The 18,918-nt window shown below is 71.9% G+C and carries 17 protein-coding genes; 6 read left to right on the forward strand and 11 right to left on the reverse strand.

Features of this window, described 5'->3' with window-relative positions; all coding sequences use genetic code 11:
* Positions 1-17: 17 nt before the first annotated feature.
* Positions 18-524: a VOC family protein gene (locus ASF40_RS09015; protein WP_056368047.1), complete on the forward strand. Its 507-nt coding sequence runs from the start codon at positions 18-20 to the stop codon at positions 522-524.
* Here the strand turns inward: ASF40_RS09015 and ASF40_RS09020 are convergent.
* On the reverse strand, positions 511-1,338 hold the full coding sequence (locus ASF40_RS09020; protein WP_056368406.1) for an SGNH/GDSL hydrolase family protein: 828 nt from the start codon (positions 1,336-1,338) through the stop codon (positions 511-513). The two genes, ASF40_RS09015 and ASF40_RS09020, sit on opposite strands and share 14 nt — an antisense overlap.
* A 300-nt stretch (positions 1,339-1,638) precedes the next feature.
* Positions 1,639-2,079, reverse strand: coding sequence for a YdeI/OmpD-associated family protein (locus ASF40_RS09025; protein WP_056368049.1), 441 nt, complete (start codon positions 2,077-2,079; stop codon positions 1,639-1,641).
* A gap of 78 nt (positions 2,080-2,157) precedes the next feature.
* On the opposite strand from ASF40_RS09025, the gene ASF40_RS09030 reads away from it, so the two are divergent.
* Positions 2,158-3,417, forward strand: a complete 1,260-nt coding sequence (locus tag ASF40_RS09030) for an APC family permease (RefSeq protein WP_056368051.1) — start codon at positions 2,158-2,160, stop codon at positions 3,415-3,417.
* Here ASF40_RS09030 and ASF40_RS09035 read toward each other — a convergent pair.
* From ASF40_RS09035 to nhaA, 5 genes are read right to left on the reverse strand one after another with little or no spacing between them, the layout of a single operon-like run.
* Positions 3,401-3,949 carry a hypothetical protein gene (locus ASF40_RS09035; protein WP_056368052.1) on the reverse strand — a complete coding sequence of 183 codons (549 nt, stop codon included), beginning with the start codon at positions 3,947-3,949 and terminating at the stop codon, positions 3,401-3,403. The genes ASF40_RS09030 and ASF40_RS09035 overlap by 17 nt on opposite strands.
* Positions 3,946-4,200: a hypothetical protein gene (locus ASF40_RS09040; RefSeq protein ID WP_157549539.1), complete on the reverse strand. Its 255-nt coding sequence runs from the start codon at positions 4,198-4,200 to the stop codon at positions 3,946-3,948. The genes ASF40_RS09035 and ASF40_RS09040 overlap by 4 nt, the downstream gene beginning before the upstream one ends.
* Before the next feature lie 49 nt (positions 4,201-4,249).
* The gene (hisS, locus tag ASF40_RS09045; protein WP_056368408.1) at positions 4,250-5,521 is read right to left on the reverse strand and encodes a histidine--tRNA ligase; all 1,272 of its coding nucleotides are present in this window, start codon (positions 5,519-5,521) and stop codon (positions 4,250-4,252) included.
* 32 nt (positions 5,522-5,553) lie between these two features.
* Positions 5,554-6,357: a MazG family protein gene (locus tag ASF40_RS09050; RefSeq protein WP_056368409.1), complete on the reverse strand. Its 804-nt coding sequence runs from the start codon at positions 6,355-6,357 to the stop codon at positions 5,554-5,556.
* Positions 6,312-7,472, reverse strand: a complete 1,161-nt coding sequence (gene nhaA / locus ASF40_RS09055; RefSeq protein ID WP_056368057.1) for a Na+/H+ antiporter NhaA — start codon at positions 7,470-7,472, stop codon at positions 6,312-6,314. Before nhaA ends, ASF40_RS09050 begins: the two co-directional genes overlap by 46 nt.
* Before the next feature lie 173 nt (positions 7,473-7,645).
* Between nhaA and ASF40_RS09060 the strand changes: the two genes are divergently transcribed.
* Positions 7,646-10,318, forward strand: a complete 2,673-nt coding sequence (locus tag ASF40_RS09060; protein ID WP_056368059.1) for a phosphoenolpyruvate carboxylase — start codon at positions 7,646-7,648, stop codon at positions 10,316-10,318.
* 60 nt (positions 10,319-10,378) lie between these two features.
* The gene (locus ASF40_RS21085) at positions 10,379-10,549 is read left to right on the forward strand and encodes a hypothetical protein (protein ID WP_157549541.1); all 171 of its coding nucleotides are present in this window, start codon (positions 10,379-10,381) and stop codon (positions 10,547-10,549) included.
* A gap of 66 nt (positions 10,550-10,615) precedes the next feature.
* Here ASF40_RS21085 and ASF40_RS09065 read toward each other — a convergent pair whose 3' ends face one another.
* Complete coding sequence (locus ASF40_RS09065; RefSeq protein ID WP_056368061.1) at positions 10,616-11,215, reverse strand: gamma carbonic anhydrase family protein; 600 nt, start codon at positions 11,213-11,215, stop codon at positions 10,616-10,618.
* A gap of 128 nt (positions 11,216-11,343) precedes the next feature.
* Between ASF40_RS09065 and gdhA the strand changes: the two genes are divergently transcribed.
* A complete protein-coding gene (gene gdhA, locus ASF40_RS09070) occupies positions 11,344-12,726 on the forward strand; it encodes an NADP-specific glutamate dehydrogenase (protein ID WP_056368411.1) in 1,383 nt (460 codons plus the stop codon).
* A gap of 103 nt (positions 12,727-12,829) precedes the next feature.
* Here the strand turns inward: gdhA and mfd are convergent, their stop codons facing one another.
* Positions 12,830-16,462 carry a transcription-repair coupling factor gene (gene mfd / locus ASF40_RS09075; protein WP_200919454.1) on the reverse strand — a complete coding sequence of 1,211 codons (3,633 nt, stop codon included), beginning with the start codon at positions 16,460-16,462 and terminating at the stop codon, positions 12,830-12,832.
* Positions 16,463-16,532: 70 nt separating this feature from the next.
* Between mfd and ASF40_RS09080 the strand changes: the two genes are divergently transcribed.
* Positions 16,533-17,180 carry a hypothetical protein gene (locus tag ASF40_RS09080; RefSeq protein WP_056368063.1) on the forward strand — a complete coding sequence of 216 codons (648 nt, stop codon included), beginning with the start codon at positions 16,533-16,535 and terminating at the stop codon, positions 17,178-17,180.
* 171 nt (positions 17,181-17,351) lie between these two features.
* Here the strand turns inward: ASF40_RS09080 and pth are convergent, their stop codons facing one another.
* Both pth and ASF40_RS09090 read right to left on the reverse strand, forming a co-directional pair.
* Positions 17,352-17,936: an aminoacyl-tRNA hydrolase gene (pth, locus tag ASF40_RS09085; RefSeq protein WP_056368065.1), complete on the reverse strand. Its 585-nt coding sequence runs from the start codon at positions 17,934-17,936 to the stop codon at positions 17,352-17,354.
* A gap of 120 nt (positions 17,937-18,056) precedes the next feature.
* Positions 18,057-18,701 carry a 50S ribosomal protein L25/general stress protein Ctc gene (locus ASF40_RS09090; protein ID WP_056368067.1) on the reverse strand — a complete coding sequence of 215 codons (645 nt, stop codon included), beginning with the start codon at positions 18,699-18,701 and terminating at the stop codon, positions 18,057-18,059.
* Positions 18,702-18,918 lie beyond the last annotated feature (217 nt).

The raw sequence follows: 18,918 nt of genomic DNA on the forward strand, positions 1-18,918 counted from the left end.
GCCGCGAGCATGGCTTCATGAGCACTCAGAACACGACCGGCGCGACCGGCGCGCACACGACCGACGGCCGCCCCCACAGCGCGACCAGCCTCACCCCCTTCCTCGCGATCCGCGGGGCGAAGCAGGCGCTCCACTTCTACCGCGACGTGTTCGGCGCCCGCGTGACCGACGTCACCGAGTTCGACGGGCTCGTCGTGCACGCCGGGCTGGACTTCGGCCTGGGCATCCTCCAGATCGGCGAGCCTTCCCCCGCGTACGGGCTCGTCCCCGCGCCGGAGGGCGACGACGACTGCTACTCGATCGGCATCTACGTGCCCGACGCCGACGCGGTGACCGCTCGCGCGGTCGCCGCCGGCGCGACCGTGCGCGAGGAGCCGTCCACCTTCGTGTCGGGCGACCGCTACGCGAGCATCCGCGACCCGTTCGGCGTGCGGTGGTCGATCATGACGCGGGTCGAAGACCTCTCGGAGGAGGAGAGCGCCGCGCGCGTCGCGGAGTGGGCCGCCTCGGTCAGCGCGGGCTGACCGCGTCCTCCCGCGCGGAGGCGAGCTCGGCGAGGAGCGCGGGCAGCAGCGCCTCGGCGGTGCGGCGATAGCCGAGCGCGCTCGGGTGGAACCGGTCGAGGCTGAACATCTCGTCGGGCTGGGTCACGAAGAACGGCCCGACGGCCCGGCCGAGCGACACGGCACGCGCACCGGTCCGGGCTGCGACGACGGCCTGGGCGTCGGCCAGCTGACGTGACAGCCGCGAGCCGAGCGCGCGCAGCGGCTGCGGCACCGGGCGCAGCGCGCCGAGGTCGGGGCAGGTGCCGACGACGACCACGGCGCCGCGCGCGCGGAGGCGCACGATCGCCTCCGCGAGGTGGGCGACCGAAGTCGGCACCGGCACACGATGCGTGATGTCGTTGCCTCCCACGACGATGACGGCGGCGTCGGGACGGTAGTCGGCCGGAAGGGCGTCGACTTGCGCGGCGAGCACCGACGACTCCGAGCCCACGATCGCCGCGGTGCGCAGCCGCACCGGCCGGCGCTCGGCCCGGGCGAGGCCCTTCGCCAGGCGGGCGCCGAGCGTGTCCTTGCGCCGTTCCGCGCCGAGCCCGGCCGCGATCGAGTCGCCGAGCACGACGAACTCGAGCGGCGGGCCATCGAACCGCCGGGCCCACACGCGGTCGGCGTCGAGGGCCTCCTCGCCGAGCGGCTTGCCGATGCGGCGCCGCGCGACCGCCGCCTGCCGCTTCAGCACGGCACGTCCGCCGAGCAGGACGAGCCCCGCACCCAGCACGACCCCCGCGGCGCCGACGACGACGGACCGTGGCACCACGTCACGCGAACCAGCCATGCCTCCATGCGACAACAGCAGGGTGAACGGACGCTGACGCCCGACGGACGCGCCGGTGCGGCGCCCCATGCACGATCCGACGCGATCGGTCACCAGGCCGCCCCGCCTCCCGCGCCCAAGTACAGCGCGAAGTCCGGACTTCGCAGCACACGCGGCCCCTTCTGCCCGCGATTCCGGGACTGCAGCCTCCAGAACGAGCGAATGCACTCGGGGCCGGCGTCGACCGTCCTGCGAAGTCCGGACTTCGCAGCGTGTCGTCACAGGCGGTCTGCGAAACCCGGACCGCAGCCGGGCGACCGCCTACGGTGTGGTCAGATCCTCCACGGCCGCGGCGACGCGGCGCTCGCGGGTGTCGGCGCGCTTCGCCTCGGTCACGCCGCGCGCGAGCTCCTTGCGCCGGCTGAAGGTCAGCGCGTCGAACGCGGCCCGCGCGCCCGCCGCCTCGAGGGCGGCGGCCAGATCGGCGGGAACCTCGACCTCGCGCTCGGCGGTGTCGAGGTCGATGGTGGCGTCGACCTCGTCGCCGATGTCGACGCCCAGCTCGGCACGCACGGCCTTCGAGAAGCCGATGAGGTTTCGCCCGCCCATCACGCCGAGACGCACCCGCGCGGAGCGCCCGCCGATCCCGACGACGACGGCGGCGCGCTTGCCGCCGCCGAGCTCGCCGACCTGCTCGTCGGTCAGTTCGATGGCGGTGGCCGGGCCCATCGGCGCGAGCACGGTGTGGATCTGCAGCGTCATGGGCCCCATCCTCGCGGGCGCAGGTGCAGCCGCGGAACCCCGAACCGCCGGTTCTCCGCCGCGAGCTAGAGTTCGCCCGTGACCTCCCCCGCGCTCCAGCGCCGTCTCGGGCTCGGCGACGCCGTGTTCATCGGCCTCGGCTCGATGGTCGGCGCGGGCGTCTTCGCCGTATGGGCGCCGGCAGCGGATGCCGCAGGCACCGGTCTGCTCATCGGCCTCGCGATCGCCGCCATCGTCGCGTTCGGCAACGCAACCTCGTCCGCGCAACTGGCCGCCGCCCATCCGACGTCGGGCGGAACGTACGCCTACGGGCGCGCGGAGTTGGGTCCCTGGTGGGGGTTCGTCGCGGGCTGGGGCTTCGTCATCGGCAAGATCGCGAGCTGCGCAGCGATGGCGCTGACCTTCGCCGCCTACGCCGCGCCCGCGGGGTGGGAGCGCCCGGTCGCCATCGCTGCCGTCGTGGCACTCACCGCAGTCAATTGGTTCGGCGTCACGCGCACCGCCGGCGCCGCGCGCGTCATCGTCGTGATCTCGCTCGGCGCGCTGGCCGCGGCCGTCACCGCCGCCTTCTCGGCGGACTCCACCCCGGACTGGTTCACGGCCGGGACCGTTTGGCCGGGCGGCGGCTACGGCATCCTGCAGTCCGCCGGTCTGCTGTTCTTCGCGTTCGCCGGGTACGCGCGCATCGCCACGATGGGCGAGGAGGTGCGCGATCCGCGCCGCGTGATCCCGCGGGCGATCGTGATCGCCTTCCTCATTGCGCTCGCGGTGTACGCCGTGGTCGCGGTCGCGGTGCTGAGCGCACTGGGTCCTGACGCCGTCGCCGCGTCGACGGCGCCGGTCGCCGACGCCGCCGCGCAGTCGGGCTGGGCGTGGATCGACGTCGTGGTGCGCATCGGCGCCGCGGCCGCCTCGCTCGGCGCGCTGCTCGCACTCATCGCCGGAGTGAGCCGCACCGCGTTCGCGATGTCGCGCGAGCGGGATCTGCCCGGATTCCTCGACGCCGTGCACCCGCGCTGGCACGTGCCGCACCGCGCCGAACTTGCGGCGGCCGGCATCGTCGTGGTGCTCGTGGCGTTCGTCGACCTCCGCGGTGCGATCGGCTGCTCATCGTTCGGGGTGCTGCTGTACTACTTCGTCGCCAATGTCGCCGCCTTCCGCCAGCGCGGCGACGCGCGGCGGTACCCGGTCGTGCTGCAGATCATCGGGGCGATCGGATGCCTCGTCCTCGCGATCACGCTGCCGTGGCAGTCCGTCGTGGCCGGCGCGGTCGTCGTCGCGGTCGGGGTGGCGTACCGGGTCCTGCGTCTGCGTCGCCGGATCACTCCCCCGGCGTGATGGCCGCAACCCCGCGGTCCCGCACCAGGTAGATCCACGGGAAGGCCCGGCACCCCACCTCCCAGCCGTCGGCGTGCTCGGCCGCGAGGGAGGCCCGCCACAGGATGCGGCGGTGCTCCCACTGCGTGTCGGTGCGCACCATCCGATGGGCGAGCGTGCCGGCCTCGACCGTGCGCCAGCCCGCGCGCCCCGCCAGTTCCAGCTCGGCCATCTCGTCGAACGCCGTCACGGGTCCGAGCCAGCGCTCGGCGGCCAGGTCGCCGACGGTCGCGCGGGACGACCCGGCACCACCGCCGAAGCGCTGCTGCGCCGCCTGGCGCGTCATCCCGAGCTCGCCCCCGATGCGCGCCCAGCTCGCGCCGCCGGCCCGCGCCGCGGTGACGGCGCTCTGGAGGATCGCGCGCACCTCGTGTTCCGCGCGAGCGCCCGCAGCGACGAGGGCGAGGTGCTCGTCGTCGGTCAGCGTCTGATCGGGGCCGATGCCGGCGTCCGCGAGCACCGCACCGCCGATGGCGTCGGCGAGATCGCTCACCCGCGCCCGTCCCGGCTGGGAAGCCAGGTTCCGCGTGACGACGGCCGGCGCAGACCGTTGGCATACCCCCAGAAGTACATGCCTACGGCGGCGAAGCCGATGCCGACGCCGATGACAGCGCCCCCGCCGAAGCCTTCCCAGTCCAAGCCGATACTGAGGAGCACAAGACCGAGACCGACGACGATCGAGACGATGGCCATAGTGACGATACGGCCCGGCGTGGTGGAACCACGGGATGTCGAATTGCCCATGTTGTCAACCTAATCTTGACACCGACTCCGTGTCAAGATTCAGTTGACACTACCCGAGCGGCTTGACCTCGAGGGCGTCTGCGGAGGTGCCGGCGGACACCGTCGCGAAGGCGGTGTACCCGTCGGATGCCGCGCGCTCGAGGAGCGCCTTGAGGTTCTTGGTCCGCTGCTCGAGACGCACACGCGACCCCTGACGCACCAGCCCGGCCTTGAGCGCGAGGAGCTCCCCCTCGGAGACGTCGCGGTCGTGGACGAGGACGACGGCCGGGGCCGCAGCATCCGTCCGCTCCGCCACCAGGTCGACGATCCGCTCGAAGCCGATCGAGAACCCGACGGCGGGCACGTCCTGGCCGAGGAAGCGGCCGATCATGCCGTCGTAGCGGCCACCGCCGCCGAGGGAGTAGTCGACCGAGGGGTGCGCGAGCTCGAAGATCGTGCCGGTGTAGTAGCCCATGCCGCGGACGAGGAAGGGGTCGAACACGAGCGGGATGTCGCCCTCGAGCTCGGTCTGCGAGCCGCGGGCGGCCGCCACCGCCGCGCCGATGCCGACGAGGTGTGCGACGATCTCGTCGGGCGCGCCCTCGGGCAGAGCCTTGCGGATCTGCCGCTCGCCGTACGGGTTGTACTCCAGGGTCGTCGGACGGCGGAGGAACGCCGCGAACGCGTCCACCGCGCCGGCGGTCGCGCCGCGCTCGCGCAGCTCGTCGACGATGCCGTCGGGGCCGAGCTTGTCGAGCTTGTCGATCGTGATGAGCACGCCCGGGCGCTCCGCGGTGCCGAACCCGAAGCTGTCGAGCATCCAGTCGAGCACACGTCGGTCGTTGATGCGGATGCTGCCGCCCTCGAGCCCGAGCGCATCGAGCGTGTCGAGCGTGGCCACCGCGAGCTCGGCCTCGGCGCGCGCGGACGCGTCGCCGATGATGTCGATGTCGCACTGCACGAACTGGCGGTAGCGGCCCTTCTGCGGGCGCTCGGCGCGCCACACCGGCGCGATCTGGATCGAGCGGAAGACCGAGGGCAGCTGGCCGCGGTTCGTCGCGTAGAACCGGGCCAGCGGAACGGTCAGGTCGTAGCGCAGGCCGAGGTCGGTGAGGGCGGCGGGGTCGTCGGCCGCGGCGCCGATCGCTTCGGCGTCGAGACCGCGCTTGAGCACGTTGTAGGCGAGCTTCTCGTTGTCACCGCCGATGCCGGCGTGAAGCCGCGAGTACTCCTCCATGACGGGCGTCTCGATCTCGTCGAAGCCGTGCGCGCGGTAGCGCTCGCGGATGACGGCGAGCACGCTCTCGCGACGGGCCTTTTCAGCGGGGAGGAAGTCGCGCATGCCGCGCGGCGGATTGACGGATGCCACGCACCCTATCCTTCCAGGTCCTCCGGGGTGCTCTCGGCGGCGCGGATGTCGCGCTCGAGACCGCGCAGGCGCTCACGCAGCGCGCGCTCGGCGTCCCAGCCGTTGGCTCGGGCGGTCGCGACGAGGCCCAGGAGCGCGTCGCCGAGTTCCGCCTCCGACGCGAGCCGACCCGGGACTTCCCCGTGAGACGACAGTGGCGGGACGAGACCTGGGGTGTTCCCCGCGGTCTCGTCCCCCGACTGGGGTCTCAGCGGAAGGGGGGCGGGGACGGTGCGGGAGAGGCCGACCTGAGACGCCTTCGACAGGAGCTTCTGGGCGAGTGCGAGGCTCGGCATCCGTTCGCTCACACCGTCGAGGACCGACCGACGCTGGTGCTTCTCCGCGGCCTTCGCGGCGTTCCAGTGGACGAGCACCTCCTCCGGCGTCGTCGCGACAGCGTCGCCGAAGACATGTGGATGCCGGCGCACCATCTTGTCGGTGAGCCCGCGGGCGACGTCGTCGATGTCGAAGGGGTCGTCCTCGTCGCGCGAGGCGATCTCGGAGTGGAACAGCACCTGCCACAGCAGGTCGCCGAGCTCTTCGCGCAGCTCCTCCCGCGAGCCGTCCTCGACGGCGTCGATCAGCTCTGCGCTCTCCTCGACGAGGTACGGCACGAGGGCACGGTGGTCGATCTGCTGGGTCCAGACACAGCGGTCGCGCACGGCGCGCATGACATCGGCCGCCTCGCGGAGAGGGTCGGGGGCCTCCGGCGAGCGGGGTGCGGTCACGTCGTCACGGATGCTGCCGCCGTCCGGCGTCGATAGTGCCATGCCCGCCACGATACGAGCCCTGCGGCCAGGAGGAGCGAAATCACGGAACCTGCGAGCACTCCGAGCGTCGCCTGGTCGCGGAGCGCCGCCTCGTCGGAGAACGCGAGCTCGGAGAGCAGGAGGGACACCGTGAACCCGATGCCGCCGAGCGCGCCGGCGGCCAACAGGTCCGCGAAGGCGAGGGGCGGTGCACTCCCTCGGAGCCCGATGCGCAGCGAGATCCACCCGAACAGCGAGATGCCGACGACCTTGCCGACCGGCAGCGCGACGAGCACACCCCAGAACGCGGGCGACAGCGCGGACAGCGGCACCGACGGGATCAGCACGAGCGCGGCGGAGAACGCGAACACCGGGAGGACGATGACGTTGACCCACGGCTCGAGCTCATGCCGCACGCGCAACGCCGGGCGCTGGGCCATCGCCAGCCCGAGCGCCACGCCGGCGATGGTGGCGTGCACACCCGAGAGGTAGACGAGCACCCAGGTGGCGATCGCCAGCAGCGCCAGGACGATGGCGATCGGCACGCGGGCACGGGTGTCGAGCTGTCTGCTCAGGATGCCGAACCCGACGACCGCGACCGCGGCTCCGGCGAGCGCCGCGACGTTCACCCCGGTCGTGAAGAGCACAGCGATGAACACGATGCCGACGATGTCGTCGAGGATCGCGAGCGCGAGGAGGAACACCCGCAGCGCCGACGGCAGCCCGCGGCCGAACACCGCGAGCACGCCGAGCGCGAACGCGATGTCGGTCGCGGTCGGGATGGGCCAGCCGGCCGACGCGTCCGATCCCCACGCCATCGCGGCGTAGATCGCGATCGGGATCAGCACGCCTCCGGCGGCGGCGATCGCGGGCTGGAGCGCCTTGCGTGCCGAGTTGAGCTGGCCGGCGGTGAGCTCGTACTGCAGTTCGACCGCGACGACGAAGAAGAAGACCGCGAGCAGTCCGTCCCTGATCCAGTGGGAGAGGCTGAGCTCGAACACGCCCGGGATGCCGAGGTACGCGTGCATCGCGTCGTCGACGGCGGGGCCCCACGCCGAGTTGGCGACGAACAGGCCGAGACCCGCCGCGAGGAGCAGGATGATCGCGGGGAAACGGGCGGAGCGGAGAAGCGACATCTGGCCTCCGGGAGGGGATCGCGGGTCGACGAGGACGTGCCGACCAGACTTCCCGGCGCTCCACGGTCAGTGTAGCGAGCGGGTTCGCGGCACCTCCGAGCGACGGCCCCGACCGATCGTCACACAGCGTCCACCGTCACTTCCGGGAAACAGCGCGCCGTTAGCCTGGAGAGATGCGTGAACTCACCCACACCGAAGCGATCGACCTCGTCGGGCGGTACGAGGCGGAGCAGGCGATCCCCGAGCAGATGCGCGGCGACGTCCGCATGCTGGGGACGCTCCTCGGTCAGGTGCTGCGCGAGAGCGGTTCGCCGGGACTGTACGAGGATGTCGAGCGCCTGCGCACCGCGACGATCCAGGCGTACACCGACGAGACGCCGGAGGCGTTCGCCCGCGCCGCCGCCATCGCCGACTCGTTCACGATCGCCCGCGCCGACGAGGTCGCGCGGGCGTTCACCGCGTACTTCCACCTCGTGAACCTCGCCGAGGAGCACCAGCGGGTGCGCGTGCTGCGCGAACGCGACGGGCGCCCCGACCGCGAGCAGGCCACCGACTCGGTCGCCGCCGCCTTCGTGCGCCTGGCCGCCGAGGTCGGCGACGACACCGCCCTGAAGCGCCTGCAGAGCATGCGGTTCCACCCGGTGTTCACGGCTCACCCGACGGAGGCCCGCCGCCGTGCGGTGTCCACCAGCATCCGCCGCCTCGCGACCCTTCTCGAGGAGCACGACGCGTCGCTGCGCGGCGGCGCCGACGAGCGCCGCGCCGAGCGTCGCATGCTCGAGGAGATCGACACCCTGTGGCGCACCGCGCCCCTGCGGCCCGAGAAGCCCGCCCCCACCGACGAGGTGCGCGCGGTCATGGCCGTGTTCGACGACACGCTCTACACGGCGGTCCCCCACGTGTACCGCCGCGTCGACGACGCCCTGCAGGGCCCCGCCGCCGGCGGACGCGCACCGGTCGTGCGCCCGTTCGTGCGCGTCGGCTCGTGGGTGGGCGGGGACCGTGACGGGAACCCGTTCGTGACGGCATCCGTCACCCGCAAGGCCTCCGCGATCGCGAGCGAGCACGTGCTCATCGGCCTGGCGCGCACGACCAGCCGCATCGGCCGCACGATGACGCTCGACGCGTCGACCACGCCGCCGAGCGATGCCCTCCTCGCGCTGTGGCGGCGCCTCAAGGCCGCCGACGAGGACGCCGCGAAGGACATCGCCAAGCGCTCTCCCGACGAGCCGCACCGCCGCATCCTGCTGCTGATCGCTCGCAAGATCGAGGCGACCCGCGCGCGCAACGCCGACCTCGCGTACCGCGACCCCGAGCACCTGCTGGCCGACCTCCGCGTCGTGCAGGACTCGCTCGTGCAGGCGGGCGCGCCTCGTCAGGCCTACGGCCACCTGCAGCAGCTGCTGTGGCAGGTCGAGACCTACGGCTTCCATCTCACCGAGCTCGAAGTGCGTCAGCACTCGGCCGTGCACGCGAAGGTGCTCGCCGAACTCGAGTCGGGTGCGCCGCGCAGCGAGCTCGCCGAAGAGGTGCTCGACGTCGTGCGCACGGTGGGGTTCCTGCAGGAGCGCTACGGTCCGCGTGCCGCCGGTCGGTACATCGTGTCGTTCACGCAGTCCGCGCAGGACCTGGCGAACGTCCACAGGCTCGCCGCCTACGCGGTCGGCCCCGACGGCACGCCGCCCGTGCTGGATGTGATCCCGCTGTTCGAGACGTTCGCCGACCTGCAGGCCGCGCCCCGCATCCTCGCCGAGATCGTCGAGCACCCCGAATTCGCCGCACGCCTGGAGGCGACCGGGCGTCGCCTCGAGGTCATGCTCGGCTACTCGGACTCCTCGAAGGACGTCGGCCCCGTCGCCGCCAACCTCGCGCTGTACGAGGCGCAGGCGAAGATCGCCGCGTGGGCTGACGAAAACGGCATCGAGCTCACCCTCTTCCACGGTCGCGGCGGCGCCCTCGGGCGCGGCGGCGGCCCCGCGAACTCTGCGATCATGGCGCAGCCGCCGCACTCCGTCGACGGCCGGTTCAAGCTCACCGAGCAGGGCGAGGTCATCTTCGCCCGCTACGGCGACCCCGCGATCGCGATGCGCCACATCGACCAGGTCGCCGCGGCGATCCTGCTCGCATCGTCGCCCTCCAACGAGGAGCGCAACCGCGACGCGGCGGCGACGTACGCCGACGTGGCCGCGACGATGGACGCGGCTTCGCGCGAGCGCTTCTTCTCCCTGGTGAAGGCCCCAGGGTTCGCGCCGTGGTTCGCCCGCGTGACGCCGATGGAGGAGATCGGCCTGCTCGCCCTCGGCTCCCGGCCGGCCCGCCGCGGCCTGTCGGTCGAGTCCCTCGAAGACCTCCGCGCCATCCCGTGGGTGTTCGCGTGGACGCAGGCGCGCATCAACCTCGCCGGCTGGTTCGGCCTGGGCACGGCGCTGGAGGCGGTCGGCGACGAGCCGCTGCTGCAGCGGGCCTACCAGGAGTGGCCGCTGTTCCGGACGCTCATCGACAACGTCGCCATGAGCCTCGCCAAGACCGACGACCGCATCGCGCTGCACTACCTCGAGCTGGGCGACCGCGACGACCTCGCGGCGCTCGTGCGCGACGAGATGCACCTCACGCGCGACTGGGTGATCCGCATCACCGGCGGGACCGAGCTGCTCGGCAACAAGCCCGTGCTGCAGCGTGCCGTCAAGATGCGCAGTCCCTACGTCGACGCGCTGTCGCTGCTCCAGTTGCGGGCGCTCCGGGCGCTCCGGGAGGCTCCCGAGGGCGCGCCGGTCGATCCCGAGCTGCAGCGCCTGCTGCTGCTGTCGGTCTCGGGTGTCGCGGCCGGACTGCAGAACACGGGCTGACCCGCACAGCGCCGCGCGTCGCAACCGGGATCGCCGAGAGCCCGGCGTACCGTGGCGCCCATGGCACGGATCGTCGTCGCCGAAGTCTGCCCCTGGTGCGGGTCGCTCGATGTGCGGGCGAGCGAACCGAGGTGGTTCCGGATCGAGTGGGAGCGTCGGGGCCACCTCGACGACGGCTCGGTCGACCGCCTCGAGTTCTGCTGCCGCGACTGCGGCCTCGCCTGGGACTGACGTCGGGGATTCACGGATGCTGCGGCTCGCAGCATCCGTTCCTCTCGTCGTCCGCGCGGGCGGGCGTCACTCCACGCGGCGGTCGCCGGCGTGGCGGGCGAGGCTGCGGCCGTAGCGCTCGGTGAGCTGCACCATGAGGTCGGGGGTCTCGCGGTCGAGGCCGAAGACGTAGCCGGGGAAGTCGAGCTCGCGCTGTGCGGCCCAGATCTCCTCATGGCGGTCGGGCGGCAGGATCTGCACCGGGTCGCCGACGGCCACCCATCCGATCGGCACCGTCGATTCGGCGGGGAGCGTCGTGCGCAGGTGCACGACGGCGTTGATGCGCACCTCGCTGCGCGCGCCGATGTGCGCGCCGTTGAACACGCGCGTGCCCGTCGCGAGGAAGACCTCCTCTTCGACGACCGCGCCCGAGACACTCGCCATGGGGCCGACCAGCACGTGGTCGGCGATGTGCACCGGATTGGTCGCGGTGGCACGAATGAGCGCGTTCTCCATCACGATGACGTTCGCGCCGAGGGTGATGGCACCTCCCTCGGCCGTGATCACCGCGCCGTGCAGGATCTGGCAGTCGGCGCCGATCTCGACGTCGCCGCTGATCACCGCGGTCGCCGCGACGACCGCGTCGGGGTGGATGCGGGGCTGTGCCCCGAGGTGCTCGAACCGCATCGGCCGCGCCTCCCGCCTTCGTGGATGTGGCCAGCGTAGCGGCCGTCACACGTGCGATCGACGCCGTGACCGTGGATAGGGTGAAGGAGCGCCACCCCCGCGCACCGCTCCACCTCGAAAGCTCCACCATGCCCTCTGCGCCCTCGACCGCGTCCGCCACCGAATCCCTCACCTCGGCGGAATCCATCCGGCTCGTCCTCGACACCGTCGAGGCCCGCAACCCGAACGAGCCCGAGTTCCTGCAGGCCGTGCACGAGGTGCTCGAGTCGATCTCGCCGGTGCTCGAAGCGCACCCGGAGTTCGTCGACGGCGGCATCCTGGAGCGCCTCGTCGAGCCCGAGCGTCAGATCCTGTTCCGCGTGCCGTGGGTCGACGATGCCGGCCGCCTGCAGGTCAACCGCGGCTTCCGCGTGCAGTTCTCGTCGGTGCTCGGCCCGTACAAGGGCGGCCTGCGCTTCCACCCGTCGGTGAACCTCTCGATCATCAAGTTCCTGGGCTTCGAGCAGATCTTCAAGAACGCGCTCACCGGCCAGGGCATCGGCGGCGCGAAGGGCGGCAGCGACTTCGACCCGCACGGCCGCTCGAACGCCGAGATCATGCGCTTCTGCCAGTCGTTCATGAATGAGCTCTACCGCCACCTCGGCGAGCACACCGACGTGCCCGCCGGTGACATCGGCGTGGGAGCCCGCGAGATCGGCTACCTGTTCGGCCAGTACCGCAAGGTCACCAACCGCCACGAGTCGGGCATGTTCACCGGCAAGGGCGTGCAGTGGGGCGGCGCCGAGGTGCGCACCGAGGCGACCGGCTACGGCGCCGTGTTCTTCGTCGAGGAGATGCTCGGCGTCCACGGCGAGACGCTGCACGGCAAGCGCGTGGGCATCTCGGGATCGGGCAACGTCGCGATCTACGCCATCGACAAGGCCCGCCAGCTCGGCGCGACGCCGGTCACGGCATCCGACTCCTCCGGCTACGTCGTCGACGACGCCGGCATCGACGTCGACCTCCTGCGCCAGATCAAGGAGGTCGAGCGCGCCCGCATCTCGGAGTACGCCGCGCGCCGACCCGGTGCCCGCTACGTCGAGGGCGCGCGCCCGTGGGAGGTGCCCGTCGACGTCGCGATCCCCTCGGCCACGCAGAACGAGCTCGACCAGGGCGATGCCCGCGCCCTCATCGCCAACGGCGTGCGTGCCGTTGCGGAAGGCGCCAACATGCCCTCGACCCCCGAGGCGATCGAACTGCTCCAGTCGGCGGGCGTGCTGTTCGGCCCGGGCAAGGCGGCCAACGCCGGCGGCGTGGCGACCTCGGCGCTCGAGATGAGCCAGAACGCCGCACGTCAGCGCTGGAGCTTCGACGACAGCGAGGCGAAGCTCCGCGCGATCATGGCCGACGTGCACGACGCCGCGTTCCAGGCCGCCGAGCGCTACGGCCGCCCTGGCGACTACGTCGTCGGCGCCAACTCCGCGGGCTTCGAGCGCGTCGCGCACGCGATGCTCGCGCAGGGCGTCATCTGACGCTTCTGCCACTCGCTGAGATCAGGAGATCTGACGAGCGCAGGACGATCGCACGCGATTCGTCCTGCCTCCACCAGATCTCCTGATGTCGAGAACGACGGCGTCAGGCGTTCGCTGCCGGCCGGGCCGCGGCATCCGTCTCCGCCTTCTTCTCGGGCCACAGCTGCTCGATGAGCTGGGCCACCCACGCGATGAGCTCGTCGTCGCCCAGCGGCTCGCCGCCCGCCGACGGCAGCGGCACGATCATCGCCTCACCCCCGGCGACGAGCTTCGCCTTCGGGTGCAGGCGCTGCAGGCGCACGCGCATGGAGTCGGGAAGGTTCGCCGGGGCGATGCGCAGGTTCGGGCCCATCGCGACGACGTCCGCGAGGCCGGCCTGCCCGGCGCGGCGGCGCAGGCGCGCGACGGCGAGCAGTCCTTCGACCTCCGACGGCGGCTCGCCGTAGCGGTCGGTGAGCTCCTCGATGACGAGGTCGATCGCGTCGGCGTGGGCGGTGACGGATGCCGCGGCCGAGAGCTTCTGGTACGCCTCGAGGCGGAGCCGCTCGCTGTCGATGTACGAATCGGGGATGCGCGCCTGCACGGGCAGTTCGAGCCGGAGCTCGGTCGGCCCCTCGGTCTCATCCCCGCGGAAGGTGGCGACCGCCTCGCCGATCATGCGGAGGTACAGGTCGAACCCGACGCCGGCGATGTGACCGGCCTGCTCGGCGCCGAGGAGGTTGCCCGCGCCACGGAGCTCGAGGTCCTTCAGCGCCACCTGCATGCCCGAGCCGAGGTCGTTGTTGACGGCGATCGTCTCGAGGCGGTCGGCGGCCGTCTCGCTGAGCGGCTTCAGGTCGTCGTAGAGGAAGTACGCGTAGGCGCGCTCGCGCGCACGGCCCACGCGACCGCGCAGCTGGTGGAGCTGGCTGAGACCGTACTTGTCGGCGCGGTCGATGATGATCGTGTTCGCGTTCGAGATGTCGAGGCCGGTCTCGACGATCGTCGTGCAGACCAGGACATCGGATCGCCGCTCCCAGAACGCGTCGACGACCTCTTCGAGCGCGTGCTCCCCCATCTGCCCGTGAGCCACCGCGATGCGCGCCTCGGGTACGAGCTCGGCCAGCTCGGCTGCGACGCGCTGGATCGACTGCACGCGGTTGTGCACGTAGAACACCTGGCCCTCGCGCAGCAGCTCGCGGCGGATGGCGGCCGCGATCTGCTTGTCGTTGCGGGGGCCGACGTACGACAGGATCGGGTGCCGGTCCTCCGGCGGCGTCTGCAGCGTCGACATCTCGCGGATGCCGGTGACCGCCATCTCGAGGGTGCGCGGGATCGGCGTCGCGCTCATCGCCAGGATGTCGACGTTGGTCTTGAGCTTCTTCAGCTGGTCCTTGTGCTCGACGCCGAACCGCTGCTCCTCGTCGATGATCATGAGGCCCAGGTCCTTGAAGATCACCTTCTCGGTGAGGATGCGGTGGGTGCCGATGACCATGTCGACGGTGCCGTCGGTGAGCCCCGCCAGCACCTCACGTGCCTGCTTGTCGGTCTGGAAGCGCGAGAGCGCCTTGACCTTCACCGGGAAGCCCGCGAAGCGCTCGGTGAACGTCTCGAGGTGCTGCTTGACCAGGAGCGTCGTCGGCACCAGCATCGCGACCTGCTTGCCGTCCTGGATCGCCTTGAACGCGGCACGGACCGCCACCTCGGTCTTGCCGAAGCCGACATCGCCCGACAGCAGCCGGTCCATCGGGATCGGCTTCTCCATGTCGGCCTTGATCTCGTCGATCGTCTGCAGCTGATCGGGCGTCTCCGCGAACGGGAACGCCTCTTCGAGCTCGCGCTGCCAGGGCGTGTCGGGTCCGAACGCATGGCCCTTCGAGGCCATCCGCGCCGAGTAGAGCTTGACGAGCTCGACCGCGATGTCTCGCACCGCACGTCGGGCCTTGCTCTTCGCCTGCGCCCAGTCGCTGCCGCCCATCTTCGACAGGGCCGGCGCCTCGCCGCCGACGTAGCGCGACAGCAGATCGAGCTGATCTGTGGGCACGAAGAGCTTGTCGCCCGGATAGCCGCGCTTGGAGGGCGCGTACTCGAGCACGAGGTACTCCCGCACGCTCTTCACCGCGTTGCGGCCGCCGCTGGACACCTCGCGCTGCGTGAGCTCGACGAACTTGCCGATGCCGTGCGTCGCGTGCACCACGTAGTCGCCCGCCTTCAGCTGCAGGGGGTCGACGACGGCCTTGCGCCGCGACGCGAGCTTCTTGACGACGCGGTTGTCGCCGCCGATCGTGCGGCCGTAGAACTCCGACTCGGTCAGGACGGCGAGCTTCGCGTCGGGGACCTCGAACCCGCGCTCGAGCACGCTCACGACCACGTGCGCGACGCCGGGCTCGGGAGCGTGCAGCACCTCGTCGACCTTGCGCGCCGCGATGCCGCGCTCGGCGAGCACGTCACGGGCGCGCTCGACGAGTCCGGCTCCGGATGCTGCCACCACGACGCGCCAGCCGTCTGCGAGCAGTGCGCCCACGTGATCGGTGGCGCCCTCGACGTTGCCCTGGAACGAGGGCACGGCCGAACCGGGAACCCGGATGGCCGCTGCAGCCTCGAGGGCGACGTCGATGTCGTCGTCGATGAGACCCTCCGCGGCGGCATCCGCGTGTCCGGAGTCGAACGCGCTGAGCGTCCACCAGACACCGCTGCGATCGCGGGCCGCCTCGCGGAGCTCGGGAAGGGTCAGGAAGTCTCCGGCGCCCAGGTCGATCGGCGTGCTCGCGCCCGCGGTCGCCGCACTCCACGCCGCTTCGAGGAACTCGCGGTTCGTCTCTCCGAGGGTGATCGCGCGGGTCACGGCGCGCTCTGGATCCACCAGCGCGACCGCGGAGCCCTCGGGCAGGTAGTCGACGAGGGTGACGAGGCGGTCGACGACGGCGGGCAGCAGCGACTCCATGCCCTCGACCGGGATGCCCTCCGACATCTTCTCGAGCATGCCCGCAAGGCCGGGGAACTCGTCCTTGAGCTGGCGGGCACGGCCGCGCACGGCATCCGTCAGCAGAAGCTCGCGGCTGGGCAGAAGAGTGACCGCGCGCACCTCGCCGGGAAGCGACCGCTGGTCCGCGACCGAGAACGCCCTCATCTCGTCAACCTCGTCGCCGAAGAACTCGACGCGGTACGGGTGCGGCGCGGTCGGCGGGAAGACGTCGAGGATGCCGCCACGCACGGCGAACTCGCCACGGCGAGACACCATGTCGACGCGGTGGTATGCCAGTTCGACGAGACGCGTGGACACGTCGCCGAGGTCGTGTCCGCGGCCGCCCACCACGAGTTCGACGGGGTCCACCTCGGTGAGTCCCGCAGCGAGCGGCTGGATCGCACCGCGCACCGACGCCGTGATGACCAGCGGCGTCGCGGCATCCCAGCGCGCGACGCGCGTGAGGATGTCGAGGCGCGCACCGACCGTCTCGGCACTCGGGCTGAGGCGCTCGTGCGGCAGCGTCTCCCACGCGGGGAAATGCAGCACCTCGGCACCAGGCAGCAGCGCGCCCAGCGCGGGACCGAGCGCCTCGGCGCGACGCCCGGTCGGTGCGACGAGCAGCACGACCGGCGGCTTGCCCGCAGCACGGCGACGCTCGAGCAGAGCCGCGAGCAGAGGGGCGTCGAGTCCTTCGACGAGCGAGAAGTCGGCATCGACGGATGCCGCGGCCAGCGCGTCCCGGAAAGGCTCAGCCTGTTCGAGGGCGCGCACGATCCCGGGAACTGTCACCGCACGAGTCTACGACCCGCCACGGACACCGGGATCCGCCCGGGTGCGGCCCCGCTCCTAGGATGAGGCTGTGAGCCAGCCCGACGCGCCCCAGAACCCGCCCGCTCAGCCCGGCGGCTGGGCGCCGCCCGGAGCGGCGCCGTTCGGGACCCCGACGAGCGAAGCCCCCGCCCCCGGGCATCAGGGCGCCGCTGCGGCGACCCCGCAGGGATGGGCGACGCCCCCGGCGGGCGCGTACGCGCCGCCACCCGGCTACGCGCCGCCGGCGGGCTATCCGGTGGCGCCGGCGGCCCCATCCGCCATCGCGTACGGTGCTCCCGCTCCCGTGAAGCGCAGCGGCGCACTCGGGATCGTCGCGCTCGCGCTCGCACTCGTCGCCACGATCGGCGCGAGCCTGACGGCCGCGATCGCGAGCTTCAACATCGGGCTCGGCGCCGGCCGCGAGATCTCGTCACGACCGTTCACCGGCGACTTCGACTGGTCGGTCCTCACGCCCGTGCGCGACTGGGTGCTGATGGGCGAGGTCTCGTTCTGGGTCGGCACCGCGATCGGCGTGTGGGCTCTCGTGCAGGGGATCATCGCGGTCGTCAAGGGACGCGGCCGCGGCGCCGGCATCGCGGCGGTCGTCATCGCCGCCCTCGGCCCGATCGCCTTCGGCGCCGTCGTGCAGGGCTTCCTCACCGCGGGCCTCGCCGCCGGGACCGGCATCGGCGGCTGACGCGGCTCGATACCCGGAGCGACAGCATCCGCTCGCGTCCTTCTCCTCATTTGAGGACGCGAGCCGAAATGCGGAGCGAAACCCCTGGGTCGGCCCTCATCTCGGCACTCGCCCTCAACTGAGGAGGGAAAGACCTGAGGCTCCTCGGGCGGCGGTGCGCGCTGCGCGGGGTCAGACGCGGGGGGCGTGGTGCTTCTGCTGGGTGGCGAGCAATCCCTCGGCCACGAGCTGCTCGACCGCGTCGGCGGCGTCGCCGACGAGGATCGGGAGGTTCTTGCGCTCGGTGGCGCCGAACGGGTCGAGCACCCAGTCGGCGGCGTCCTGGCGGCCGGGAGGGCGGCCGATGCCGACGCGCACGCGCGGGAACTCCGCGGTGTCGAGCGCCTTCGCCACGTCCCGCACGCCGTTGTGGCCGCCGTGGCCGCCGCCGATCTTCAGCTTGATCGTGTCGAAGGGGATGTCGAGCTCGTCGTGCACGACCACGACGTGGTCGGCATCGATGCCGTAGAACTTCGCGAGCCCGGCCACCGGTCCGCCCGAGACGTTCATGAAGGTGTTGGGCTTGGCGAGGATGAGCTTGGGTCCGCCGGGGCGCAGCCACGTCTCGACGACGCGGGCGTTCGTCTTGTGCGCCTTGAACGACTCGCTGCGCCGGCCGGCGAGCTCGTCGACGACGAGCTGCCCCACGTTGTGGCGCGTGAGCTCGTAGCGGGGGCCGGGGTTGCCGAGCCCGACGATCAGCCACGTGTCTGCCATGTCATCCATCCTGCCCGAGCCCGCGCCACGTCGTCGGCGCAGACCCCTCGTGAGACGCAGCGAGGGGGTGCGGCATCCGCACCCCCTCGCCGGAAAGCGATCCGATCGCTCGGCGTCCGATTACTCGGCGGCGGCCTCCGCGGCCCCCTCCGACGCCTCCGACTGCTCGGCGGCGAGCTCGGCGTCGGCCTCGGCGATCTCCTCCTCTGCGGCGAGTGCCGCAGCCGGGACCGAGATGGCGACGATGAGCAGCTCGGCGTCGGCGACGAGGACCGAGCCCTTCGGCAGCTTCAGGTCGGCCGCGGTGATGTGCGTGCCGTCCTCGAGGCCCTCGACGTCGACCTCGATGTGCTCGGGGATGTGCGTCGCCTCGGCCTGCACCGTGACGGTCGTGTTGTCGAGGTTCGCGATGGTGCCGGGGGCGGACTCGCCCACGACCACGATCGGCACCTCGATCTCGACCTTCTCGCCCTTCTTCACCACGAGGAGGTCGATGTGCTCGACGATCTGGTGCACCGGGTCCTTCTGGACGTCCTTGACGAGCGTCAGCTGCGAGGTGCCGTCGAGGTCGAGCTCGAGCACCGCGTTGGCGCGGCGGATGAGCAGCGAGACCTGGTGGCCCGGAAGGGCGACGTGCACAGGGTCGGTGCCGTGGCCGTAGATGACGGCGGGGATCTTGCCGGCAGCGCGGAGGCGGCGGGCGAAGCCCTTGCCGAAGCTCTCGCGGAACTCGGCGTGGACCTTGGTGTCGGGCTCAGTCGACATGGTGTTCTCCTTGCGGGCGCGGGGCCCATTTCTGCGGCGGCGCATGGCCGTTCCGAATCGGCCTGCGCGGTGGCGGGCCCGGGTATCAGGGATGTCTTCGACTCGAACGCACGCGCGTGAGGAAAGCCCGGGAGGCCGGCATCACCGCGTCGATCACGGATGCCGCAGCCCGCCGCTCGACAGGCGCGAGGCATCCCTCGCCGAAGTTCGGACAAGA

The organism is Microbacterium sp. Leaf288, from assembly GCF_001422925.1.
Lineage (GTDB): Bacteria > Actinomycetota > Actinomycetes > Actinomycetales > Microbacteriaceae > Microbacterium.